Source organism: Inquilinus sp. OTU3971 (assembly GCF_038440215.1).
The window spans coordinates 1-22704 of the sequence record NZ_JASATH010000072.1; the positions used below are offsets into that span (position 1 = coordinate 1).

The 22704-nt window shown below is 63.1% G+C and carries 22 protein-coding genes and 1 tRNA gene; 8 read left to right on the plus strand and 15 right to left on the minus strand.

Features of this window, described 5'->3' with window-relative positions:
* Positions 1–204 precede the first annotated feature (204 nt).
* A complete protein-coding gene (locus tag AAHM41_RS18760) occupies positions 205–435 on the minus strand; it encodes a hypothetical protein (protein ID WP_342238092.1) in 231 nt (76 codons plus the stop codon).
* A 366-nt stretch (positions 436–801) separates the two neighbouring features.
* Between AAHM41_RS18760 and AAHM41_RS18765 the strand changes: the two genes are divergently transcribed.
* From AAHM41_RS18765 to AAHM41_RS18780, 4 genes are all read left to right on the plus strand, one after another.
* A complete protein-coding gene (locus tag AAHM41_RS18765; protein WP_342238093.1) occupies positions 802–2442 on the plus strand; it encodes a DUF6538 domain-containing protein in 1641 nt (546 codons plus the stop codon).
* 132 nt (positions 2443–2574) lie between these two features.
* Complete coding sequence (locus AAHM41_RS18770) at positions 2575–3075, plus strand: hypothetical protein (protein ID WP_342238094.1); 501 nt, start codon at positions 2575–2577, stop codon at positions 3073–3075.
* Positions 3076–3393: 318 nt separating this feature from the next.
* On the plus strand, positions 3394–3726 hold the full coding sequence (locus AAHM41_RS18775; RefSeq protein ID WP_342238095.1) for a hypothetical protein: 333 nt from the start codon (positions 3394–3396) through the stop codon (positions 3724–3726).
* Positions 3727–3771: 45 nt separating this feature from the next.
* Positions 3772–4011 (plus strand): hypothetical protein, encoded by a 240-nt coding sequence (locus AAHM41_RS18780; RefSeq protein WP_342238096.1) that lies wholly within the window; start codon positions 3772–3774, stop codon positions 4009–4011.
* A 90-nt stretch (positions 4012–4101) separates the two neighbouring features.
* Here the strand turns inward: AAHM41_RS18780 and AAHM41_RS18785 are convergent, their stop codons facing one another.
* Together AAHM41_RS18785 and AAHM41_RS40640 are read right to left on the minus strand one after the other, a co-directional pair.
* Complete coding sequence (locus tag AAHM41_RS18785) at positions 4102–4614, minus strand: hypothetical protein (protein ID WP_342238097.1); 513 nt, start codon at positions 4612–4614, stop codon at positions 4102–4104.
* A 19-nt stretch (positions 4615–4633) separates the two neighbouring features.
* Positions 4634–5302, minus strand: a complete 669-nt coding sequence (locus AAHM41_RS40640; protein ID WP_446719462.1) for an excalibur calcium-binding domain-containing protein — start codon at positions 5300–5302, stop codon at positions 4634–4636.
* A 211-nt stretch (positions 5303–5513) separates the two neighbouring features.
* On the opposite strand from AAHM41_RS40640, the gene AAHM41_RS18790 reads away from it, so the two are divergent.
* Positions 5514–6149, plus strand: a complete 636-nt coding sequence (locus AAHM41_RS18790; protein ID WP_342238098.1) for a hypothetical protein — start codon at positions 5514–5516, stop codon at positions 6147–6149.
* A gap of 502 nt (positions 6150–6651) precedes the next feature.
* On the opposite strand, the gene AAHM41_RS18795 is transcribed toward AAHM41_RS18790, so the two are convergent.
* From AAHM41_RS18795 to AAHM41_RS18835, 9 genes are all read right to left on the minus strand, one after another.
* Entirely contained in the window at positions 6652–7584 is a 933-nt protein-coding gene (locus tag AAHM41_RS18795; RefSeq protein ID WP_342238099.1) for a DUF4238 domain-containing protein, read from the minus strand.
* A gap of 1192 nt (positions 7585–8776) precedes the next feature.
* Positions 8777–9097 (minus strand): hypothetical protein, encoded by a 321-nt coding sequence (locus AAHM41_RS18800; RefSeq protein WP_342238100.1) that lies wholly within the window; start codon positions 9095–9097, stop codon positions 8777–8779.
* Positions 9098–9206: 109 nt separating this feature from the next.
* Positions 9207–9851, minus strand: coding sequence for an HNH endonuclease signature motif containing protein (locus AAHM41_RS18805; RefSeq protein ID WP_342238101.1), 645 nt, complete (start codon positions 9849–9851; stop codon positions 9207–9209).
* A 236-nt stretch (positions 9852–10087) separates the two neighbouring features.
* Entirely contained in the window at positions 10088–10888 is an 801-nt protein-coding gene (locus AAHM41_RS18810) for a hypothetical protein (RefSeq protein WP_342238102.1), read from the minus strand.
* On the minus strand, positions 10885–11184 hold the full coding sequence (locus tag AAHM41_RS18815) for a hypothetical protein (protein ID WP_342238103.1): 300 nt from the start codon (positions 11182–11184) through the stop codon (positions 10885–10887). Before AAHM41_RS18815 ends, AAHM41_RS18810 begins: the two co-directional genes overlap by 4 nt.
* 340 nt (positions 11185–11524) lie before the next feature.
* Entirely contained in the window at positions 11525–12832 is a 1308-nt protein-coding gene (locus AAHM41_RS18820; RefSeq protein WP_342238104.1) for a hypothetical protein, read from the minus strand.
* Positions 12833–14202: 1370 nt separating this feature from the next.
* Positions 14203–14787, minus strand: coding sequence for a recombinase family protein (locus AAHM41_RS18825; protein WP_342238105.1), 585 nt, complete (start codon positions 14785–14787; stop codon positions 14203–14205).
* 143 nt (positions 14788–14930) lie between these two features.
* Positions 14931–15329 (minus strand): hypothetical protein, encoded by a 399-nt coding sequence (locus tag AAHM41_RS18830; RefSeq protein WP_342238106.1) that lies wholly within the window; start codon positions 15327–15329, stop codon positions 14931–14933.
* 1159 nt (positions 15330–16488) lie between these two features.
* Positions 16489–17982 (minus strand): trypsin-like peptidase domain-containing protein, encoded by a 1494-nt coding sequence (locus AAHM41_RS18835; protein WP_342238107.1) that lies wholly within the window; start codon positions 17980–17982, stop codon positions 16489–16491.
* 226 nt (positions 17983–18208) lie between these two features.
* Between AAHM41_RS18835 and AAHM41_RS18840 the strand changes: the two genes are divergently transcribed.
* Positions 18209–19000 carry a hypothetical protein gene (locus AAHM41_RS18840; protein WP_342238108.1) on the plus strand — a complete coding sequence of 264 codons (792 nt, stop codon included), beginning with the start codon at positions 18209–18211 and terminating at the stop codon, positions 18998–19000.
* Between the two features lie 216 nt (positions 19001–19216).
* On the opposite strand, the gene AAHM41_RS18845 is transcribed toward AAHM41_RS18840, so the two are convergent.
* On the minus strand, positions 19217–19681 hold the full coding sequence (locus AAHM41_RS18845) for a thermonuclease family protein (RefSeq protein WP_342238109.1): 465 nt from the start codon (positions 19679–19681) through the stop codon (positions 19217–19219).
* A gap of 80 nt (positions 19682–19761) precedes the next feature.
* Between AAHM41_RS18845 and AAHM41_RS18850 the strand changes: the two genes are divergently transcribed.
* Positions 19762–20301, plus strand: a complete 540-nt coding sequence (locus AAHM41_RS18850; protein WP_342238110.1) for a CbrC family protein — start codon at positions 19762–19764, stop codon at positions 20299–20301.
* Positions 20302–20334: 33 nt separating this feature from the next.
* On the opposite strand, the gene AAHM41_RS18855 is transcribed toward AAHM41_RS18850, so the two are convergent.
* Together AAHM41_RS18855 and AAHM41_RS18860 are read right to left on the minus strand one after the other, a co-directional pair.
* The gene (locus AAHM41_RS18855; protein ID WP_342238111.1) at positions 20335–20688 is read right to left on the minus strand and encodes a hypothetical protein; all 354 of its coding nucleotides are present in this window, start codon (positions 20686–20688) and stop codon (positions 20335–20337) included.
* A gap of 718 nt (positions 20689–21406) precedes the next feature.
* Positions 21407–21480 (minus strand) — tRNA-Gln (locus AAHM41_RS18860).
* A gap of 173 nt (positions 21481–21653) precedes the next feature.
* Between AAHM41_RS18860 and AAHM41_RS18865 the strand changes: the two genes are divergently transcribed.
* Positions 21654–22700: a Ppx/GppA phosphatase family protein gene (locus AAHM41_RS18865; RefSeq protein ID WP_342238112.1), complete on the plus strand. Its 1047-nt coding sequence runs from the start codon at positions 21654–21656 to the stop codon at positions 22698–22700.
* Positions 22701–22704: the final 4 nt, after the last annotated feature.

Below are 22704 nucleotides of genomic sequence, written 5' to 3' on the forward strand. Positions count from 1 at the left end.
CCCGCGCGCGCTGGCTAGCGGAGCAAGATCATCTTCGGTGGCTGGGGCATGGCCGTTCGGAAGCACGCGATCAACCCATTGAGCGGCGGCCATGGCGTCGCCTCTCTTAGTCGGGCAGGGCGGCGACCGCGCTACATGAGCTGCGCCCCATCGGGAGGCCGGTCACCGCGACTGATGTCGTGTTTGCCGTGCCAGACGTGTAATCTAGAGCCTTCGGGGTCCCGAGGTCAGCCTCGCATATTCATCGCGGAACTTGGCTGCCGCCCTTTCAGAGGTCTCGACGGCCGCCATCGACGCGGTACGCATGCCGACATTGCCATGCCTGGCGTAGTGTTCGGCGTCGGCGCGGGCTTCCGCCGCATCGCGATCTCGGTGCGCCGCCAGACCGGGGAGCACGCTACGTCTACGACCGTTTTCGAGCGAGGGATTCCTCATGATGAGCCTCCTATGTCGGGGATCATGGGCCCCTTCACGGCCTAACACCATCCTTCCTGCGCCACCGTCCCCCCGGAACACCCCGATCCGGACCCGCCCCGATCCGGAATTGGGCCGTCAGCCTCGATCAGCGGACCATCTCGTGTCGAATCCGTGTTGCACAGTTTTGCGACACGCAAAAACGACAAAGGGCGCCTCGCGGCGCCCTAAGCAATCGATTTGCCGAAAAGTTTGGCTGGGGGACTAGGAGCCCCATTGACCCGGCCATCAACCTCATCAACGGATTGGAATATCTTGCATTTCAGCCCCGGATGCAACAGGAATGTGTAACGTCAGCGTGTAACGTTAGCCGGGATTGAGCGCCTGATGGCCGATCTACGATTTCTCCTGCAGCGCCGCCAGACATGGTACCTGCGCATGACCGTCCCGAGCCAAGTAAGGAAGGCTGAGGGGCGGGCGGAGTGGGTCATCTCGTTGAAGACCCGAGACCTTTCCATCGCGCAGCGGGAACGGTGGGCCTGGGTGTCCGCCTTGCAGGCCCGGTGGGCGGACATGGAGGCAGGCCGGTCTGTGCCCGCCAAGCCCTCCCGAGGGACCGCAGCGGTGCCACCTGGGGCGTCCCCCTCTGCCATCTATCAAGAGACGTTGCGGTGGGCTCGGGAGGCCTTTCCTGAAACCGAGGGCTCCGGGGGCGGCCCTGATGATCTCGACGATCCGAGCGAGGCCGGGCTTGAGTTGGAGGCCGAGCCGCTCGTCGAACGCTTGCAGCGGGAGGAGTTTGAAGGCGTCCCCGCCAACCTGACGGTAGAGGAGGAAGCCCGCCTGGCTGCCCTGAGCGCGCGCCTCACGGAGCTGCGACACGGTGAGCCTGCAACACCGCCGGCCCAGTTCATGCCCGCCGTGAGCGAACTCGCGAAGGCCTACCACCAGGAGCGGCAGCGAGACCCGAGGAACGCCCTAAAGGGCCAGACGGTTGGCCAGGAAGAGGCCGTGTTTCGCCTGTTCTCGTCATTCTGGGGGGACAAGCCACTCGCGCGAGTTCGCCCCCGAGATGCCGTCCAGTTCTTCGACAAGGTGGCCCGTCTCGATCCCCATTGGGGGCGCTCGCCGGACACCAAGGAGCGCTCCTTCACCGAACTCCTTAGGCTGCACGGGGAGGGGCCGAAGGGTCTCTCGAACAAGACGATTAATCGATACGTCTCGTCCCTGACCGGCCTGTGGGACTGGGCGAAGAAGCGGGAGGCCGTGGCGGGGGTGAACCCCTTTGAGGACCAGTTCCGCAAGGTGGTGAAGTCGCAGAAGACGCAGCGCATCGCGTTCGCCCCCGACAACGTCACCGCCATCCTTCGGGCCTCAGGAAAGGGCCGTCAGGATCTCTACCGCCGGCCCATGTGGTGGGTGACGCGGATCGCCCTGTTCACCGGGATGCGGCTGAACGAGATATGTTCGCTCGACCGGGAGGACGTGAGACAGGAACACGGAGTCTGGGTCTTCGACATCACCGAAGCCAAGAGTGAAGCCGGGGTGCGCGTGGTGCCCATCCATTCGGAGTTGATCCGCCTGGGCTTGCTCGACCACCTCCCCGAGACCGGCCCGATCTTCCCCGAGTTGGCCCCCGCCGGCCCCGACAAGAAGCGCTCATGGTACCTGTCGCGGGCCTTCACGGTCCTTCGGCGCTCTGTTGGGGCAGTCCAGCTTGATCCCAGGACGGGCGAGGATCGGCTGGTGTTCCACTCCTTCCGCCGCAACGTCATCACCTGTCTCGACCGTGCCCGCATACCAGATGGCGAGATTGCCCAGGTGGTAGGCCACGAGAAGAAGTCGTTCACCCTCGCGACCTACAGCGATGGCCATCTGTTGCGGCACCTCAGGGACGAGGTCGTGCAGAAGATCGCGTATCCCGACGTGCCGACAGATGCCCTGGAGGAGGGCAAGCCCGAGCCGGGGAAGATCCGGCCGAGGCTTCGGCGACGGGACGGCGAAGAGGGCACTCAGCGGGCATCGTAGGGGACCGGCAGGAGACTTTGACGCTGGAGGATGTGGCGGCCGAGGTGGGACGATTTCCTCGGTATGAGATAGAGTAGTGGGAGGGCGACCTAAGCGATACGAGCGCCGAGAACGAAGTCGGGGGAGGTCTGGATGGTGCAGACGACTGGCGAGATTGGCTCCGCGTGGGAACGGTGGGTGTGCCAGCAGCTAGAGGCAAGGGGCTACGGCGCGGCCCTGCACCGCGTGAACAATCCTACAGTGGACATCCGGGTCACCGCGCGGACGGCCAGCTTTGATGTATCGGTAAAGGCCAGCACCGGGGTAGAGCAGATCCGCCTTGGACGGCCTGAGTCGATTGCTCGGCTAGGGGATCGGGATTTCGTGTTTGCCATTCTGCCGGTCGCAAAGGGGGCTCAACTCAGCTTCTTACCCGGCGGGCAGCGGCTTTGGATCATCCCCGGCGTCATCGCTCGCACCGAAGGTCCGCAGCCTCATTTTGACTACCTCTCAAAGCCAGGTCGAAATGGGCAGCCGAGGAAGGCGTCCTTCAATGTTGTCCTGAAGAAGCGCGGTACGTCCCCGCTGCACGCCGGCATATGGTCGAGATGGGAGGCCGAGTATCAGGATGCGTGGCATCTCCTCCCGCAGTGACCCAGCCCAGTGATCTGGACCTATGGCGCACCGCTCAGGTTCTCGTGAAGCAGCACGGCGAGAGGGCGCCCGAGGAGGCCCGCAAGAGAGCCGAGAGGTTCGCCGAAGAGGGTCGCCTGGTGTGGCTTGCGGTGGCCTCTAGGTGTGAGGAGCTGTTGCGGCAGGACGGCGGTCGGCAGTAGTGCAGCACTCCGTTGCCGACTGCCTCGAAGCGGGCCTACAATTCAATCGCTGATGGTTGGAAGTCCCATTCGGACGGCAAAGAATTCGGCCATCAGACGTTTGAGATGCCATTTAGATCAGCGATTTGGAGGAAAAATGAGCGCCTTATATGTCATGCGCTACAGCGGCCAAGCCAGTGCAGGAGCCGGATGCATATACGTCGGCAAAGGCATTGTCTCAGGCGTGGACGCCTTCGGCGGCTACTATGATGGCACGTACACTCCACAAGCGGGGCGCATCCAGGGTGTCGTGCAACTCACTGCGCCGCATGGCGCCACGCTGGTGACCGGACAGCACCTTCCGCCGGGAGCCAATCTCCAGTTGAAGATTGATTGGCCACAAGACTTCGGAAACGGAACGCCGCAGAGCGTTTCGGTTTCTGGCCGACCGGTGCAAGTCTCTTTTCAAAAACTAAGAGACATTCCCTAAACCACGCTCTGATTGCAATCGATTCATCTCTGAAAGGCAAAGTCCATGGGAGAGATTTACGACAGGAGAGACGTCATAAGCCGAGCTATCGACTGCACCGGTTACTCTTCTCCTGAAGAAGGGCATCAGGATTTAGGTGGAAATAACTGGTGGTTTGTTGAGGTCGAGGGGCTCTGGTACTCCGTAAAGGATGTTTCGCCCGAAAAAAGAGAGAGGCATACTCCTTATCACGTCGAGGTCCTTGAGGGCCTGGGCTTTTCTGTGCGCCGCGCCGACGACGATTGATTTCACGACTTCGCATCGACTCTTCGTTTGGGGGCTGGGCTCGCGCTTGGCCCCCAAACTGCGAGCGGGCGAGTTCGCGTTGCTCATGGGTCAATCATTCAGGTCGGATTTCGTGAAAAAGTGATTATCACCCTCGCAAAAGATGTAGTACTGGTTAGCTTTGCTTACACTCTTGTCGCCTCCCTCAACATAGTTGCACGTTCCGTTCTGCAGCATCATGTTTGCCCCGCGCCAGAGGGTCAGCACATCATCTTCGGAGAGGCCGTACTCGCCGGGAACAACAAACGAGCCCGCGGCAATACGGGAGTCCTTTAGCTCCGCCGGAGGCTCCCATTGCGCGACTTCGGGCCTTTCGCGCGACAGATTCGAGAGCTTCACCCATCGGGCCTGATATCCGGGAGCCGTGACCAAGCCCCATCCCCTGCGCACCTCGTAAACGGTCAGCTTCTGACCGCGATAGATGCGGTTCACAACCTCACCGTTCTCTGGCGCCAACCGCTCGTTGACCACCTCCACTTTCACATAGTAGTCGCCTGTCAGCTCCGCAGCCTGAGAAGGCATGCTCCCCAACGCGAGCGCTGCGACGAGTATGATCCGCTTCATCGGTCGCATCTCCAATTGCTCAGCACGGGCCGCTCTCACAGGGGTACCCATCACGGTCCCTGTCGAGCCTGTAGAGCCCGCATTCAGTCAGGTAGAAGTTGGCCTCGGCGCAGGAATTCATCTGGCCGCACGTCCGTTTGCCCCCACAGGTAAACCCTGAGTTGACCTTCCGGCTCTGCCTTGACGGGGCGGCTGGGGTCTCCGCCTGCGGCGCCTCAAACAGCGTCGCTGGGCGGGCCGCGGGGGCAGCCCTGGTGGTCGCCGTGGCGGGCGGCGCCGTCACCGTATCCACTGGCCCCAGGAAGCGCCCGTTCACCCACCCTAGGCGTCCCTGGTACGACACCTCCATCCAGCTCTCCCCATCGACCTCCTGAGCGTCCCCTGTGTGCATCACGATGGTCCCTCGAGGGAGCGGGTCACCGTAGCGGTCGTAGCCGGTGCTAGGCCCTCGACGCATGTTCAGGGATTGGGCCGTGACCTTCCGAAGGGAGGGGGTGAGGGTACGTGTCAAGTTGGACTTGACGGGTGCCGTCGAGGCCGCTGGAGGGGCTGCGATGGCGGGAGCCGAAGGAGCAGCGGTCAGGGCCGTGATCGGGGGTGGAGTTGGGGTCGGTGGGGTCGGCAGTGAGGGCGCATCCGGAGCCGGCGCAAACGTGACGTACTGGGGTGCGGAGGAGCGGTCCCCCATGCATTTGCCCAGGGCGATGAGAACGATGAGCCCCAAAAAGAGGGCTCCGGGGCTGGCCTTGGCCAATGAGATAATCCGAAAAGGAGCATATGAAATCCACGGAAGGCTACAGCACGCCTCACCACACGGGAAGGCCTAACCTGGGTGCTTGAAATCGGCGCCCCGTAAGCGCAACCCTCTCTTTCATTCCTCTCGTACCTGGATTTGAGAAATGACTTTGCTTCCCGACTTCATCGGAGACATTGCCGCCTCTGCCTCGGGGCTACCCTTCGGTAAGGCAGTCTCCTCTCTGGTCGAAGGCGTCTGGCGGAAGCGGCAAGAACGCGCGAAAGAGGTGTTCCTGGACGAGATGCGGCGAGGAAACTTGCCGCCGTCTTACGTGCAGGTAGACGATGAAACCATCGCAATACTCCTGCGATTTAATCGTGCCGCAATGGAGGGAGCTGCGAAGCGCAATCTAAGACTGATGGCGCGCGTTTTCGTTGGAATGGCAAGAGTTCACTCGATCCAAGCGGACGAATTTTTATCTCTGGCCGACTCACTTTCGTCCCTGCGCAGGGAGGAGGCTGTAGTCCTGGCTGACCTTCTGTGCGCCTTTAAGGCGATTGAGGATGGTCTTATCGAAAACAACCAAAAAAATGTGAATGCGTTTCAGGAGGCGAAAGAGAAATCCATGGCTCGGCTCTCCATAAACGAAGAAGGCTACCTCTCGTTTTGTGGATCTCTGCTTCGAACTGGTTTTGTCTTGTCGATCTCTGGTTTCGATGGTGGCGTATATATAGCCTCACCGATGGGTAAAAGGCTCGCGAAGCTTGTTGAGATAGAAGCGATCGATCTGGACGCTTAGGGGCCTCGGGGTCAGTCCCGCCTAGGCGCCCTCAACTCGATCCTACAGGCCACCTCACTCCCGCATCCGGTGCACCTCAACGCCAGCTCGATCCTGAACAGCCGGGCATCCTGGCCGAACCGCTTCATGAGCCGCCGCCGGTCCAGCTCCCGCCGCCGGTTGCACCTCCCACACTTCGCCACGATGCCGGTGAGGGACGAGACATCGGAAAGCCGCATCCCGATATCCCAGTTGTTCTCAATGCGATCCCGGACCAGAGCCTCTAGCGGCCCCTTCCCGCGTCACCGAAAATGCGCCTTTCCGCGGTCTCGATCCCGTCCCTAAGGAGCGCGGTGATCTCGTCATCGCCCATGCCAGCTCTCGGGCGCCCCGGATGACCTCCTCGCGGCGAGCCTTCAGGGCGCCGATGAGGAGATGCGGGTTCGCCGCGTCGGGGTTGCGGGCCGCCCGTAGGTCTTCGCTGAAGGGGCCGCGACGGTGCTTCATGGGCGCGCACGGCGGGTTACGCTCCGCTCGGCCGGCGTGCCCTCATATGGGCGAGAACCTGGAATAGGGAGGGTTGGGGCGCAGCAAACATGAAATCGCGAACAAACGCCAGAGAACTGTCATCGCTCCCATAAGCGTACCGTTCGGCCTGGCCAACTACTTGCTGATTTACAGCCTCGGCGAGTTCCGCCCGATCCGTGGCCCAGATGGCCTTCCCAAGCGCCACGTCTACGGTGGCGACAAAGAGCCGTCTTGGCCCTATTGGCATCAAGATTTGCCCCTTAGGGCTTAAGAAGCTCTTCGCAGGCGTGATTACTGGCCGATCAGAGGTCAGCAGTTCAGGAGCTTCTTCTGGAATGTCAATGACAAACCAGCGCATATTATTCATTCCGCCGCAGATATGCGAGTGGTCGATTAGCTCGCGCAAGAGCAATGTCGCTCTCCGCTGTGCTATATCGGGATCGGATTCGTTAAGGACTTCTCGCACAGTCATTGGGTCTTCCGGCCCCCGCAATGTCAGCCACTTAGGGTCAAGTTGATCGGCCTCAGCGAGAAGTCGCCCCAGATAATCATCGCGGAACCACTTCAGGTCATTCGGAGCACGAAGCAAAAGAGAAAGCACAAACCTTGACCATGCGCTTCGCAATGGCGGGTTGCTGGCCAGCATGTCGTCGGCCTCAATTCGGTCTAGAGCTTGGCTGGCGAGAGTATCCAGTTTCTTGAAAAAGCCATCCTCGACGACCTGTGCCTGTTCATGCGCCACTCCTTTTATTTCGTACAGACCACGTTCATTGCCAGTCTCGGCAGGATGTACCCTTTTTGGTTTAATCACTTTATTTACTGGGTAGGGACAGCTAAACTCACAGAGCTTGCCATTGCGGCTCGCGATCCAGCGCTTAGTATAAAACTCAGGCAGATAGTGATGCTTTAGAGAAACTTGCTCGGACATTGGCCGCCAAACTCCGTTGGGAATTGGTAGCTTAGATCTACAACGGCGCGCTTCCTAGTCGGGCATCTCTCGGGAATCTCGGCTGATAAGAGAGGAGTTCGAGGTCCGCGGGTTCGACCCGGCTTTTCTCCGATGCCGCAGCGGGGCGTGTCCGGATGGCCGTCTCTATCGAGGCTGGCCGGCGATATGCGTTTGCCTCGGGGAACTCTGGTGGCGCCGCAAGACGGCCGCCAGACATTCGCAGGGGCCGGCGGATAGCGTTCGATGAGGGACAGGGTGCCTGCCCGGTCTCTCAGGCGGCCCGGAACGGAAGCGATCCGGGATTGACGGTGAGTGGGACCGGGGTGGTCGGGACTAGCACCTCTACCTTGTGGCCTTTCTTCGGTGCCCTCGGGTACCGTCCGGTGCTCGGATCAAGCCCGTGCTGTGCACAATACTCCCGCCGTTCGGCCCTCGCCTGCTCCTGGGCCTCGGCAAAAGCATCGCTCCGATCGCGGCCGGCGGTTACCTGCTCCAAGATCCAGGCCATCCAGCGGGAGTGACGCTCGGTCCCGGCGGCTTGGTACGCCTTGTGCGCGGCATCATCAGCGGCCCGCTTCTCGGCTGCCAACTGGGCCTTGGTTTTCGCCTTCGGGGCCTGGGCAAGGGAGACCCAGGTGGTCTTGCGCTTGATGCCGGTGGCGGCGTCACCTTCGCCCCGGCGCTGACCTTCTTCAGGCTGATGTTCATCCGGCGGAGGTTGGTGCGGTCGGAAGTCCGGTAGACCAGCCGGTGGTTGGGTGTGGCCTCCAAGATCAGTCGGGCAAGCTGGACGATCTTTCCGCGGTGGGTGGTGCGGATAGCGGGCTTCCGGTTCGGGCCTACGCCGCTGGTCCCCAGGTACCAGTTCGAGGTGACGCGACGGGCGAGGAGCGCATCCCAATCGGCCCGAGCAACGGTGCAGGTACCGCCCCCCTTGGCGAGCGTAACGATGGCGATAGGGTTGCCGTAGTCGTCGGCGGTGAAGACCGGTGGGCGGAGCATGGTGCGAGGTCGGCCACGCTTCTTCGTGTTCGTGGTCATAGCGATTCCTTCCGATGGAAATGAAGAAGCCCGCCGCGGGGTCGCCGGGCGGGCTCGTCAGGGGGCATTGTGCAGAATGAAGAGGGCGATCAGCGCTCCCAGGATCGGGGGCGGAAGTCGTCTAGGTCGGTTAGTCCGCGACCACCACGGCCTCATCATCTTCGGAATAGACCTCGTGCGCCAAATGCGCCACGTCGATGTCGGCATCCTGCAGAGCTAGAGGTATGCTTTTCCAGCGGATGTCGAAATTCAGCACCTCCTCCAGGTCCCGATGGAGGGTGAGGTCGGAGAGTTTTACAGGCAGGCGATCTTTGATTTTGTTATAGAAGGCCTCCAACTGTACGCCGATTTCTTGCATGATTTTCCAGTTGACCTCGGCCGAAGTTATGTCGGTGACAACATGGCCGTTCAAGACGACGACTTCGCCGAAGGTGAAACTGTTAATGGTCATTCTGATTCTCCTGTGGTGTGGGCATGAAGATGCCCGCTCCGGGGCTGCCGGGCGGGCGCGTTTGAGAGGTGAGGTAGCGGTGGGGCGGACTATTGGCGTTGAGTACGCATCAAGCCGCACTTGACAGTGGTGGCGAGACTACGGCGGGAAGCAGCCCGAGCGCGGCGTTGGTCGTGGCAAATTGGCCGAAGGCCTCAACGGCGGCGCGGTCATAAGCCCGAGCGGCATCCTCCGAGGTGGAGAACATGCCAATGGAGCGCAGCCGACCATCGACCGAGATTTGAGCAAGCCATTTCCTCCAGCGCTGATAGACGCCCCGGAAGCCGCTCTTGCTGGTGGCGCGCCGCTTGTTCGCCCCGTTCTGGCTCACCGTCGCAAGTCTGATATTGATCGGGCGATTGTCCCGCGGGTCGCCGTTGACGTGATCCAATATGCCGGCTGGCCAGTGGCCATGATGAAGGAGGTAGACCACGCGGTGGAGGAGATATCGGCGACCGTCGATCCCGATGGTCATGTAGCCGTCGGTTCGAACGGTGCCCGCTATCGAGCCGGCCTTTGCGGGCCCCCGGTTGACTCGCCAGCGGACGATGCCGGTCTCGGGGTCGAGGTCTAGTAGATCCCGTGCTCGATCCGCAGAAAGTGCCGCTTCCTTCGCTCGGTTGGGCTTCCTGCTGATGCGGCCTGGGGCAAATGGAACGACCTCGGCGGGCCGCCTGTCGTCGTCGCCCTCGTTCGAGGCGCTCACCTCACTCATGGTTGTATGATCTGTCATTTTATCTCCCAGTGGTTGTGCACGCGCACACGAAGAAGGCCGCTCCCGGTGGTCCGAGGCGGCCGATTGGCGGATGGCCCGTTGAGGACTCTCAGGAGTCGCTAGGCGGGCGTTTGCGATTTTGGCTACGTGTGGGTAGCTGACGGGGCGCCGAGGGGCTCCTAGCGAGTCTGGACGAAGCCGTAGCGGCATTCGCCAGAGCCAGGCGCAGGGCGGCCTTAGGCGACCTTGAAGGGCAGCGTTGGCGATGGGGCGACGGTCGGCACAGTCGCGCCATGAACGGGGGCTGCGGGGATCACTGGGGCCTGGGCCTTGTGGCCCTTCCTCGGCTCTCTCGGGAACCGCCCGGTGGCCAGATCGAGCCCGTGGAGGGCGCAATAGGCGCGGCGCTCGGCTCTCGCCTGCTCCTGGGCTTCGGCGGTTGCCTCCCTGCGGTCTCGGCCGCTGGTCACCTGTTCCTCGATCCAGGCCATCCATCGGCCATAGCGCTCGACCGAGGCAGCCCGGTAGGCGGCGTGAGCGGCATCGTCAGCGGCCCGGCGCTCGGCCAATTCCTGCGCTTTGGTCTTCGCCCTCGGGGTCTGGGCGAGCGAGACCCAGGTGGTCTTACGTTTGATGCCGGTGACGGCATCGCCCTCGCCGCGGGCGTTGACCTTCTTCAGGCTGATGTTCACCCGGCGGAGGTCCGTCCGATCCGAGGTCCGGTAGACCAGTCGGTGGTTCGGCGTGGCCTCCAAGACCAGGCGGGCAACCTGGACAATCTCTCCGCGGCGGGTGGTGCGGATGGCGGGCTTACGGTTCCGGCCGACGCCGCTGGTCCCCAGATACCAGTTCGGGGAGACGCCGCGGGCGAGGAGCGCGTCCCAATCGGTGCGGTCGACGGTGCAGATCCCGGCACCCTTGGCGAGCGTGACGATGGCGATAAGGTTGCCGCGGTCGTCGGTGGAGAAGACTGGCGGGCGGAGGATGGTGCTGGATCGGCCGCGCCTCCTCGGGGTGGCGGTGGCATTCGTCGTCATGTTGGTGATGATCTCTCCGTGTGGTGGGGGTGGCTGAAGGCGATGGCCCCTAGGGCAGCGTCCAGCGCCTCGCCCAGGGCAACTTCCCAAGCGTCGAAGAACGTGCCGTCGTCATTCATGGCGACGGGCCAGCTATCGAAGACCCAGGTGAAGACGGTCCCGTCCCCCACCGTGCCATCGGCCAGGGCCTCGGCGGTCACGGTCAGATCCATCGTCACGCCCCCCGGTAGGGCGACCGTCCGGAAGACCGAAGCGGTCCCGACAGGCGGCGATGCGGTGGGCTTGGTCTGCATCATGCCGTGGTAGCGGCGGGTGGACTTCAGCGGGAGCGCGAACTGGGGTGAGCCTCGGGACATAATCAGCGCCTCGGGGAACGTAGGGCGATGGCGGGGGGCCGGGTGGCGGTGATGGGCATGCGTTCTCCTTCGCGCCCCGTTCAGGGGCACGTCATGATGGTTGTGAATGTGGCGTAAGGCGCCCGCTCAGGTTGTGCTTAGGGGCGCTGATCGGGTCGGCGAGGGCTTACGGGCTCCGTAGTAGGGAGCCCCTGAACGATAGGGGAACGAGGGGAGGAACGAGCCTCCCTGTTCATGGTTAAATCCTAGAGAGAAGGGAGGACGAGACCACGGTAGTAGGTCACTCCCTGGTGACAGGGATCTCCAGACCAGTGAACTCTCTGAAGGTCCCCGTCATCACCCGTTCAGCGGCCTCGACATGGGGCCTCGCCACGATGACCGCATCATGGATCGGCAGGGCCGTGATGCCCTGGTCGATCAGCCGCAGCAGGACGGTTACCAGGATGTCGCTCTCGGTGCGCATGGTCTGGTGACCGATCCCCTTGTAGAGCAGCGGGGTGATTGGTCGGTGGCCTAGCTCGATGGCCGTGAGCATGGCCCTGAGAGTCGACCCTTCGGGGAATAGGCGGGCACAGCCCTCGGGCCATGCCTTCATGCGCTTGGTCGCGAAGGTGGCGGCGGCCAGCAGCATCTTCACCCCGTCCCGGTGCTCCCCGCCGATGAGCGGCAAGGCGTAGAGGTGTCCGGCCGGTGGCTCGGCTTTGGCCAGGGCGTAGAGGAGACGAGGGCCGATCTGCCCATAGTCCAGGGTAGCGACCTCCCCGCTGTCGATGCGGATGCTGTGCCGCTCCTCCCTGGTCATGCTCTGCCAGAAGCCACCGAACAGCCGACCACCGCTCGCGAAGGATGACCGGTTGAAACAGCGGCGCAGCCTGCGGAGGGAGGTGTCAACACGCTCGGTGCCGGGGTGGTCGGCCACAAAGGTGACATCCGCCAGGGCCAGGGCCTCGTTGATCGTCCGCACCTCAGACCGCAGGGCCATGGTGGTCTTGTCGTCGTCGTAATCGACCAGCTTGCCACGGTCCCAGAAGGACGCATCCGGTGCCCGTAGCATCACGATCTCCTGGGTTGGGCAGAGACCAAGGTCAGCGAATGTCAGTCCCTCAAAGCGCTCGATGAGGGCCTGTCCGGGGCGCACGATGGACAGCGTCCCCTTGCCGTGATCCGTCCCCCAGGCGCCTAGCTCCACGGTGACCAGATCGACCCCCGGTAGGGCCATGAGCTTGACGACATCGCGCAGCGTCTTGCCCAGCCAAGTCGGGGTGTAGCGGGACGACTTGCAGCCAAGGGTGCCCCGGCTCATGGACAGGCGAAGACCGGCAGGGACCATCAACCCATCAGCATTCGCCACCTCCTCGCCCCCCGTCTCCCGCTGGCGATAGGCCAGATCGGACACCAGGGCGGCGACGGTGGCCCGAAAGGTCACTCGATCAGCGGCCTTGCGGCCACGCCCCCGGTCCTCCGCATCCTCGATCAGGTCGCCGATGGCGTTGGCAAGGTCGCGTGAGGTGGCCGTGATGGGAAGCCGGTAGGGCTGAAAGGGACGGGACAGGGTGGCGGCATCCTCGCCGCGCATTGGTTTGGGCATGGTGGGGCTCTCCTAGCGGCACAGCCGCATTGATGGTGGCCCCAGGGATCGGCGGATGCCGGTGGAAGGCGGGGCGTTGATGGACGCGGGCAGCGCCCGTCGAGGGACGTGTCAGGTCACTTGACAGATGGGCGGACGGGGACCGGGCCTCGGTGGTCTCCGATCCTGCGAAAACAACTCCAGTACACCCCGGCACACGGAGGCATCATTACGAGATCGGAACGGTCTCGACGGCGGAGGCGGACATGCTGCCCCCCGTCCAGCCTCGTTGAGAGACCCGCCGGAGGCTAACGGCCATGTTTGGAAACCCGCAGCCCGCCGTTGCGGGGGGCATACGGGCTGATTTGGAAGGGACAGCCGGGGATCTAGCGTGGATGTTTGGAAGCCGCCGGCCGCCGCGCTTGGGGTCTCACGGACGAGTTTGGAAACGGCACCCGCCGTTGCTCGGGGCATCTAACGGGGCGCTTTGGACGCAGCCTCAGGGACGCAGAACGCCGTCACCGGGGATCTAGCGGGCGTATTTGGACGGTGACATCGCCACCCATGAAACCCGCTGCTACCCTCACGGGCTCGACAGGCGAACGTGGAGCGCGCCGCCCTCGGGGTCTAGTGGCATCATTTGGAACACTCGCCGCCGGCCCAGGTCGCGGCCTTGGGGGCTAGTGTGGCCATTTGGACGATGCCGCGGACTCAATCAGGGCCACGATGGCAGCCGCAAGCCACCGTTGCCGGGGTCTAGTGGGGCGGTTTGGAAGCCGCCGGCCGCCGTGCTGATCATCTTACGGGGCTCTTTGGAACCCGCCGAACGCCGGTGCCGGGATCTAATGTGTGGGTTTAGAAGGCGGCGCCATGACCGTGGAAGTCCGAGTCCACCGTCACCGGCATCTAATGTTGATGTATGGAATCCGCAGGCCGCCGCTGCTGGGATCTAATAGGGGTGTTTGGAACGCGGGACACCATGTCGGATCATCTAATGTGTGAGTATGGAAGCCGGCGTTGCCAGACTGACCGGACCAGCAAGCACGAAAGCGGGGCCGGGGCTAATGGGCACGTTTGGAAACTGCTGCCGGCACGCGAGGGCCACCGCTGCCGGGCATCTAGTGGGCATCTTTAGAAACGGCAGGGCCATCAATGGGCGCGGCTGGACGCCGTCACCGGCATCTAATGGCGGCATTTGGAACAGCCGCAGTCCGCCGTTGTCGGGATCTAATGGCTGGGTTTAGGGGCGGCGTCGCCATCGCTGCGGGACCGGCCTAACAAGTGCGCCGTCATATCTAATGGAGGTGTTTGGAAGCCGCTGTTCGGGGCTAATGTGGATGCTTGGAAGGCCGAAGCCGGATTGCCGCGGCCGATCAAAGGCTTAGCCGCAATCAAGCGGCCGCCCCGTCCCGCACCCGCATCACAGTCTGTCGGCTGGTCTCGAACTCCCTGGCCAGCGACGCGACCGAAGCGCCCTCTCCAAGGCGCCGAGCGATCTCCTGGCGGGTCTCGGCGGTCAGCGAGAGGGGCCGACCCAGCGTCTTCCCCTCGGCCTTGGCCCGAACCAATCCCGCCTGCGTCCGCTCGATGATCAGGTCTCGCTCGAACTCGGCCACGGCGTTGATGACGCCCATGGTCATCTTCCCGGCCGGGCTGGCGAGGTCCATGCCCCCGAGGGCGAGGCAGTAGACCTTCACGCCCTCCGCTGCCAGGCGCTCGACGGTGGCCCGGACATCCATCGCGTTCCGGCCGAGCCGGTCCAGCTTCGTGACCACCAGGACATCCCCGCTCTCCAGTCGGTCGACCAGCTTGGCGAAGCCGGGCCGCTCAAGGGCGCTGGTGCTTCCCGACACGGTCTCGACCACGGCCCGCCGGGGCTCCACGTGGAAGCCTGCGGCCTCGATCTCCCGAAGCTGGTTGGTGGTCGTCTGGTCGCTGGTGCTGACGCGGGCATAAGCGAAGGTCCGGGTGGCCATGGTCTCAAGCCTCAGGGTGTCCGAAAAGGTCAACGAAGATATGGACATGTCCGAAATTCTGTCAACCATAATTTATGGACAGGTCTGGCGAGGCTGTCCGAAACCGGTCGTTTATGGGCAAGGCCTTCTTAGCAAGAAGCCAGTCATGGCCAAGGATTAGGGATACGGCTGTTTGCAACCATCCAAGCCTTCACCAAGGCCCGTTCTCCCGCCTGAGAAAGAATCCGCTTGGAGGGGAGTTGGCGGTGTATCACTGCATCCAGAACTAGGGGCACGGAGAGAAATTTCCCCTGATGGCTCGTTTCGATGGCTAGAACTTCGTCGTAATAAAGCCCAACAAAGCTGCCGTTGTACTTCAGGGCTGTGTTCCCAGCTGCCCCCAACTCATATAGTACATATCCAGACCCTAGATTGCGGATCGTATTGCCGATCAGAGGCTCTAGTGCTGGCTTCAGATTGTCGAATGAGTTTTGGTTCGACGAGGCGTATTGGGACGCTCCTTTGCATAGAAATTGATCGAGCGAGATTGTCTGAAGGTTCATTTCTCAACCTACTTTAGTAAAATTGCTTCTAGCCAAACGGCGCCTGCATCCCGCCTTCACAAGTGGGTGGTCGAGCCGCCGGCCCGCGCCCGGTAAAGGTCACGCGAGGGGGTACGGGGGGTAAACCGCGCGCTGCTATCTATCAGATGCCCGCTCGCAAATTTTCCCAATTTTTGGCCGCGACCTCCAGGTGCCATTCCGGGTCTCCGTCCAGCGCTGATGGGGACCGCTATAGTGCCCCAGTTTGGCGGCCCTCCTCGGAGCGATATTGGCAGGAAGGGGCACAACGGTTGCGCCAGAAATACCAGCCGAGCAGGTCGCTCTCGAGTTCATGAAGAACATGCTTCGGCGTCCCTGTCGGCAGTGGACGATATGCGAGCCAAGCCGCTCTCATCGGCCATCGCGATGCGGCATGGGACACCGCCCGCTGCGCTAGCGACGAAGTCTGCCCGATATAGGCCGGCTCAGATTCAACGGCCACCGCGTCATAGATGCAGTACAGAGCAGGCTGGGCAGGCAACTGCCTTGCTTCCGAGAGCGGCGAACGCAGCCACCACGCGGCCGTGAGGATCGAGCCCTCACCGGCAAGAGCCGGCTCTGTGGTGTCGTACCGACTCGCTTCGGAAGCGGAATCTAGCCGCGACGCCGCGCGTCCTGGCCTGCTGACCCCTGCCCGCCGCACCTGCCGGTTGGTGGGGCGCGACCAGCCAGGAAAGAAGCGGCCATAATTCGCCTCAGTCGAGCGCCCGACCTCGACGCGATGCCTCCAAAGTAGCATGTCTTCGGTGCCGCGAAGGATGGAGCGGTCGGCCTCGACAGGCGCGCAGGAGAACTCCAACTCCACGCCCTCTAGGTGGGACAACAGCCACAAATGCGGGGCGGCGGTATGAGGGTCGTTGAACGGACAGCGATCGGTGTGGACACCGTTCGACAGGGACAGCAGGCGCTCGCGTAAGGTTCGGCCGGTCTGCCCAATGTAGGTCAGAGGGGTGTTCGCGCCGGCACGACGGATACGGTACAGGCCAGGGAATTTGGGGGCCAGGCTCCGCACGGACCTGGAATCAAGTGGCGCCCACGTGGTCCACGGCAGCCCGCACCAGTCAGCCGTGGAAGGGTCAGACTCCATTGTTGGTTTCGCTTGGAGCACTGCCTCGCTCTGTCAGTTGCAGATCACCGGCTTCACCAACGGAGCTAGCTTGGCCGCGATATCCTTCGTGGGCACCTTCTCCGGTCTGTTCGTGGTCTCCGCTATGACCCCATTCTCCAGAAGGAAGGAACTGAGGAGTTCCCCGCGGATGCCGAAGTTGATGTTCTGCGGCAGCGTCCCGGTTGCCTCCGCCACGGCCAGATCGTTGGCCCTGGCCACTACCACCCCAATGAGTTGGCCCTTGTCGTCCACAATGGGGCCGCCGCTGTTCCCCGGCTGCACCTGGGCGTTGAGCTGAAAGAGATAGGGGGCATCAGCGGGGCCGCTCAGGGACGTGACGATTCCGTCCGTGATGTTCAGGCCGGTGGAGATGACTCCTCGATACGGGTAGCCCAGGACAATGACGGTTTCCCCGAGGTCCACCTTCACGGCTTCCCTTAGGGGGATGCTGGTGGGGAACTGAGCCGTTGTCCGCAGCAACGCCAAGTCCCGCTTGGTGTCGGCAGTCACCAGGTCCACCGGCTTCCCATCGAACCGGAGAGATGCGCAGCCCTCGACCACGTGCCGATTGGTTACGATGTAGCCGTCCCTACTGATGACGAAACCGGTTCCACTGCTGGTGGTCTTAGGGGGCTCACTGGAGCGCTGCGGTGGCGTTGCGGCTGCTACGGTGCTGCGCTCAGGCACCGAAGGAGCAAGCTTGTCTGTCAGCGCCAGGAAGGTCGGATAGGTCGGCTTCTCCTGTGGCGTGTCGTAGCCAAAGGGGTAGAAGCTGTCCGACATCGCAATGACGATCGATCCCATCATGTCGGCTCGATAGGCCGGCCAATTCAACCGATACGCCCTGGCCTCGCTGCCCCGTTGCTCCCCCCGCTCGTAAAACATCCATGACCCGCGTGTACCGCTGCGAATGTAGATGTCGCCCCGCCTGAATGTGTACGTGATCGTCTGGCCCCGATCTGCCGAGCCGTTGTTGTAGAGGCCATCGATGAAGCCGGGCGGAGCATTGGGGAAGCGCGCCGTTCTCAGGTACGATCCGTCATCAGGGTTTCCGATGTCGTATCCATTGGCATCGTTCTCTTCTCGCTTCGTGAAGAGCTTGCTCGGGTAGCTGACGATGATCTGGGTTTTCGGATCATAGAGGCGCACCCAGCCATTCTGTTCCTTGGCGTCAAACCCTACACCAATGAGAAGGAAGAGCTGGGGCTCGGAGAGATAACCTGTGGCCGGGTAGCCGGAACGCGTCTGCCACGCCGATATGGCCTCTCTCGTGCGCTTGCCGAATGCGCCATCGGTGAAGCTGTAATAGGTTCCGGCCCAGATCAGGCTTTCCTGCACCATCCTCCTCTCATGGAAGTTGAGGCGGGCCTCTAGATCCTTCTCGGCCTGGAGCGGGTCGGTGGCCGGCGCCGGTGTTGTCGGTTGCTGTGCGGCGACCGGAGGAGCACCCAGCGGGCAGAGCAAAGCCCCGCCAAGGGCAACGAGAATGCCTGATCGAAAACGCATGGGCCTGCCCCTCAGGACCGACCGGGGAAAATTCCTCGGATCAATGCCGCGATCTTGCTCTCATCCAAGGCGCTTCGCTAGGCGCTGCTGATGGGTGGCACCATTAGGCTACCGTGCGCGGGAGGCGTACATAGCCGAGCAACGGTCTACGCCGCTGGCGAGAAGGATATTGGCGTATTGACTCGGTGAGGTGGTTTGGAGAAAGAATATCGGATTAATTTAACTATTGCTGATCATGATAGATGAGCGACCAGAAGAAACCCCCGCGGCCTCCTCAAAAGCCCCAGACACCGGCACCGGATGTCAGTTCAGTCAGGGAGGGGTTGAAGGGGCACAGGGTTACGGCCGGGAAGACGGGGGACGCGCCGAGGCCGTATCTGCTGAGCGAACAGCGGCCGAAACCACCGCCGAAGAGGCGATAGAAGCAGCATGGGATGACCTAGATTACCGTGCCCACGTCGGCCTGCGCTATTTTAGGCGACGACGCGCGTGGTTCGACGGGATCTCGAATTTTTCGGCCGCAGTTTCGGCGCTAGCGGGAAGCGGCGCTTTCGGCGCGATCATCGGGGGCGAGAAGTGGATTGCTTCGAGTCTTGCAGCGGTCGCGGCGATGTTCGGCGCAATTACAGTAGCATACAAACCCGCGGAGCGAGCGAGGGAAGCACATGACTTTGTACGGAAGTATGCATCCTTCATCGCGGACCTGTCGAGGGTGGAGCAGAGAAGCGATGACCATGTCAAGAATTTCACCGCACGACTGTACGAAATAGCAGCGGAAGCCCCTTCTCCAATAGTTACTTTGGAGATGATTTGTCAGAATAGAGAGTCTCGGATTCGCGGAACGACTCTGAAAGACTTATATTACATACCTCATCATAAAATTCTGTTTTGTCATATATTTACCGTTCCGCCTGATCACTGGATTTCGGTTGAAGAGCGCGCAACGCTCAGGGCGGCCCGACCAGAGTCGATGAGAAAAAAGATAATGAAGCGACTGCTCAGCATTCGCCAGAACTAACAAGGGAGAAACATAGTCATGGCTAAAAAATCCGTTGGGCCAGGAAATCCCGTGCCGGACTCGGGTATTTATTCCGCTGGTGGGCGCAAGAGCACACTCGTTAAAGGCAAAAGTGCTCCACCTACCCCCGCTCCAGGGCAAAAATGGCGGCAGGTGGCGGATACAAACCCTCAAGATAAAAGTAGCGGCGGGAAGCGAGGAAAGTCTTAAGGGCCGTCATCTGCCTCGGGATCGATGCCGCCACTCCCAAGGCAGCTCAAAGGCCCCCCGCCAGATCCCCCTGCGCGCTCCCTTCGCCTCCGCCTCCGGCCCGACGTAGTCCCGGCTGTACTCGGTATCCGCGATGGCCCAGCCCTGAACCGCCATCCACGCGGACAGATCCTTCCTTTTGGCCCTGCACACGGCGACGGGACGGCGCCACTTGTCGCGGTACAGTTCGGTGCACCTTACGGTCGCCCGGCCGATGAAGTCGGATAGGGCCAGAGCGGCCCGCTGCCCGCAACGGTAGCTATCGCCGTTCTCGTCCTGGCAAAGCTGGCGCGACTCCGGGGCGTCGACGCCGAAGAACCGGATGCGCTGCCCGTGGATCTCGATGGTGTCGCCGTCGACGACCGAAGCGCGGCCCGCGATGATTTCCTTAGCGGGCGCCTGGGAGGGGCCCGTGAGGACGGCCAGGAGCACGGCAGTGCCGCCTACGGCTGTCCTGAGGAGCGCGCGGAAGGTAGTCTTTCGGGGCGCCGTGGAGGGGGAGAGCCGTGCAGTTGCCAACGTTCAAGTACCATCCTAGGCCATTGGAGACCGGCAGCATCGCCGCGTCCGATACGGTGTGCGTTTGCTGTGGTGAAAACCGGGGCTTCATCTATCGCGGCCCCGTGTACGCGGTCGAGGAGTTAGGTGAACAGCTCTGCCCATGGTGCATCGCAAGCGGCGCTGCCCATCAGAAGTTCGATGCCTGCTTCATGGATGAGGCTGGAATAGGCGACTACGGCAGATGGGAGCCTGTTCCGCGCCCGGTGGTCGAGGAGGTCGCCTTCCGCACACCCGGCTTCTCAGGCTGGCAGCAGGAGCGGTGGTGGACACACTGCAACGATGCCGCCGAGTTCCTGGGGGCTGTCGGCTACAGCGAAGCCGCAGCCCTTGGGCCTGACCTGCTCGCCGCCCTCGCTGCCGATATGGGGATGGAGGACGACACCAGGAGGGACCATTTCGTCCGGTCGCTCAGAATCGATGGGAGCCCGGTGGGGTTCGCCTTTCGGTGCCTCCATTGCGGGAAGCTGGGTGGCTACACGGACGCGCACTAGGACCGAACCGCGACGGGCTACAAAGGCGGCCCCTTACGGGCGCCCCATGATCTCCTCAATCGCCGCCATCAGCGCCCTTCCGCGCGCCGTTAGGAACACCTCCTTCTCCCGCCTGTCCTCCAACTGGTCCCGCGTGATCAAGAGGCCGGGCCCCGCGGCTGGCCCTTTCCCGCCCACGCGCTTCAACACCCGCGTTTCCCCGAGGTCCTGGATGTATCGGCACACGGTGGACTTGGACACCGACGACTGTTTGACGATGTAGCTGATGGTCCGTCCCTCGTGCTTGGCAGCTAGGAGAAGGGTATGGGCGCAGGCGATGGTGAGGGAAGGGTCAAGCTTCTGTAGCTCCTTGATGAACCGCAGGGCCTTGGCGAGACTGTCGCTCATGTTGAATTCCATTTCCCATGGCCGGCCTGTGCGACCGGCCGGTTGAACGAGGACGGCGCCCCCGAAGGGACGCCGCTATGGCACTGTTGCTGGGGCGATCAGCCTTCCCTCATGGCACCTCAGGGGGCCGGAAGGTGGCGATGAGGTAGCCTGCGGGGAACCAGAGGAGAGCGCCCACGGCGAGACCGATTGCGAACCACATGCTCAGGCCACCGTCGACGGCGCGACAGAGCGAAGCGGCCGACTGGGGAAGCACCAGAGGGCGTAGGCGGGGCAGGAGAGGCAAGCGCCCGACAAGGTGCGGTCCCCGCCATTGGCTAGGCACGGGGAGTTCGCGCAAGCCCGCTGCAAGGCCTTCAGGTCATCGGCGGGGGTGGTGGGGGCCGCCTCTCGATCATCGTCGGCTCCGGCCGGGCGGGCGGGGAAGCACTCGATGGCGTAGGCTGGGCATGAGAGGCAGGCGTCGGAGAAGATGCGATCTCCTCCGGTAGCGATGCAGGGGGCGGCCGGGCTGGTGCTGGCGGCGGCGCCATTGGTGTCAGACGGGGGAAGCATTTTTCAGCCCTCAGAGGCGGCCGAGCGAGTCGGCGGCCCTTGGTTCAACGAAGGGCTCCCATGGGCTTGGCTGAGCGTGACCCGCCGCCGTGTAACGGCAACGTGTAACGTCAGCTCCCGAAGGAGCCAGCTAAGTCGTTGAAAAGGCTGGTAAAGCCAGAGTTGGCTGGGGGACTAGGATTCGAACCTAGGCTGGCGGAGTCAGAGTCCGCTGTCCTACCACTAGACGATCCCCCAGCGGCCGGCGGGAGGGTGTCTACCCCAGCGATCCGCCCGTGTAAAGGCCTGCGTGAAGGAACGGCTGCCATGCCGGGAGCGGATGCGACTCCCGGCCCATTTCCACTTTGGCCGCGCCTGCGCTACAGTTCGATGAAGGGACGGAGGCGCCGTTCGAAACGGGACGGACGGCCATGGAAGGAATGTCAGTGGTGGAGTCGATCGCGATCGCCGAGGCCACCGCGGCCGGCGATCAGCGTCGGGCGCCGAGGCTCGAACCTCTTTACGCCGCGGTGGATCTCGGCACCAACAACTGCCGCCTGCTGATCGCGCGCGCCGCGACCGGCGGATTCCAGGTGGTCGACGCCTTCAGCCGGATCGTCCGGCTGGGCGAAGGCGTCGGCGCGACCGGGCGGCTGCAGCCCGAGGCGATGCAGCGCACCCTGTCGGCGCTGCGCATCTGCGCCGCCAAGATCCGGCGGCAGAACGTGATTCTGTCGCGCGCCGTGGCGACCGAGGCCTGCCGCCAGGCCGGCAACTTCCCGGCCTTCCGCGACCGGGTGCGGCGCGAGACCGGCCTGCAGCTGGAGATGATCCCGGCGACGGAGGAGGCGCGCCTGGCCGCGGCCGGCTGCGCCCCGCTGCTCGACCCCGCGATCCCGCATGCGATCATCTTCGACATTGGCGGCGGGTCGACCGAGCTGACCTGGCTGGAGTTCGATTCCGACGGCCAAGCGGTCACGCTCGATGCGCTCAGCATGCCGCTCGGCGTCGTCTCCCTGGCCGAGCTGCATGGCGGCCACGAAGTCTCGGCCGAGACCTATGCGGCGATGACCGCCACGACCGCCGCCGCATTGGCCGATTTCGAGGCGCGCAACAACCTGCGCGGACTGATCGCCCAGGGCCGGGTGCAGATGATCGGCTCCTCCGGCACCGTGACCACGCTGGCCGGGGTGCATCTCGGCCTGCCGCGCTACATCCGCTCCGAGGTCGACGGCAGCACCCTGACCTTCGAGGAGGCGCGCCGCGCCAGCCGCATGCTGCTCGGCCTCGACTATGCGGCGCGCTCGTCCTATCCCTGCATCGGGCGCGACCGGGCCGACCTGGTGCTGGCCGGCTGCGCCATCCTCGAGGCGATCTGCGACACCTGGCCGGTCGGCAAGCTGCGGGTCGGCGACCGCGGCGTGCGCGAGGGCATCCTGTTCGACCTGCTGGCCGAGGCGCAGTCGCGCCGCGCCTGATACA

What these genes read in the sequence shown, in the direction of transcription:
- AAHM41_RS18760 (WP_342238092.1), bottom strand. Translation starts at nt 435, where the DNA reads ATGAGGAATCCCTCGCTCGAAAACGGTCGTAGACGTAGCGTGCTCCCC.
- AAHM41_RS18765 (WP_342238093.1), top strand. Translation starts at nt 802, where the DNA reads ATGGCCGATCTACGATTTCTCCTGCAGCGCCGCCAGACATGGTACCTG.
- AAHM41_RS18770 (WP_342238094.1), top strand. Translation starts at nt 2,575, where the DNA reads ATGGTGCAGACGACTGGCGAGATTGGCTCCGCGTGGGAACGGTGGGTG.
- AAHM41_RS18775 (WP_342238095.1), top strand. Translation starts at nt 3,394, where the DNA reads ATGAGCGCCTTATATGTCATGCGCTACAGCGGCCAAGCCAGTGCAGGA.
- AAHM41_RS18780 (WP_342238096.1), top strand. Translation starts at nt 3,772, where the DNA reads ATGGGAGAGATTTACGACAGGAGAGACGTCATAAGCCGAGCTATCGAC.
- AAHM41_RS18785 (WP_342238097.1), bottom strand. Translation starts at nt 4,614, where the DNA reads ATGAAGCGGATCATACTCGTCGCAGCGCTCGCGTTGGGGAGCATGCCT.
- AAHM41_RS40640 (WP_446719462.1), bottom strand. Translation starts at nt 5,302, where the DNA reads ATGGGGGACCGCTCCTCCGCACCCCAGTACGTCACGTTTGCGCCGGCT.
- AAHM41_RS18790 (WP_342238098.1), top strand. Translation starts at nt 5,514, where the DNA reads ATGACTTTGCTTCCCGACTTCATCGGAGACATTGCCGCCTCTGCCTCG.
- AAHM41_RS18795 (WP_342238099.1), bottom strand. Translation starts at nt 7,584, where the DNA reads ATGTCCGAGCAAGTTTCTCTAAAGCATCACTATCTGCCTGAGTTTTAT.
- AAHM41_RS18800 (WP_342238100.1), bottom strand. Translation starts at nt 9,097, where the DNA reads ATGACCATTAACAGTTTCACCTTCGGCGAAGTCGTCGTCTTGAACGGC.
- AAHM41_RS18805 (WP_342238101.1), bottom strand. Translation starts at nt 9,851, where the DNA reads ATGAGTGAGGTGAGCGCCTCGAACGAGGGCGACGACGACAGGCGGCCC.
- AAHM41_RS18810 (WP_342238102.1), bottom strand. Translation starts at nt 10,888, where the DNA reads ATGACGACGAATGCCACCGCCACCCCGAGGAGGCGCGGCCGATCCAGC.
- AAHM41_RS18815 (WP_342238103.1), bottom strand. Translation starts at nt 11,184, where the DNA reads ATGATGCAGACCAAGCCCACCGCATCGCCGCCTGTCGGGACCGCTTCG.
- AAHM41_RS18820 (WP_342238104.1), bottom strand. Translation starts at nt 12,832, where the DNA reads ATGCCCAAACCAATGCGCGGCGAGGATGCCGCCACCCTGTCCCGTCCC.
- AAHM41_RS18825 (WP_342238105.1), bottom strand. Translation starts at nt 14,787, where the DNA reads ATGGCCACCCGGACCTTCGCTTATGCCCGCGTCAGCACCAGCGACCAG.
- AAHM41_RS18830 (WP_342238106.1), bottom strand. Translation starts at nt 15,329, where the DNA reads ATGAACCTTCAGACAATCTCGCTCGATCAATTTCTATGCAAAGGAGCG.
- AAHM41_RS18835 (WP_342238107.1), bottom strand. Translation starts at nt 17,982, where the DNA reads ATGCGTTTTCGATCAGGCATTCTCGTTGCCCTTGGCGGGGCTTTGCTC.
- AAHM41_RS18855 (WP_342238111.1), bottom strand. Translation starts at nt 20,688, where the DNA reads ATGAGCGACAGTCTCGCCAAGGCCCTGCGGTTCATCAAGGAGCTACAG.
- AAHM41_RS18865 (WP_342238112.1), top strand. Translation starts at nt 21,654, where the DNA reads ATGGAAGGAATGTCAGTGGTGGAGTCGATCGCGATCGCCGAGGCCACC.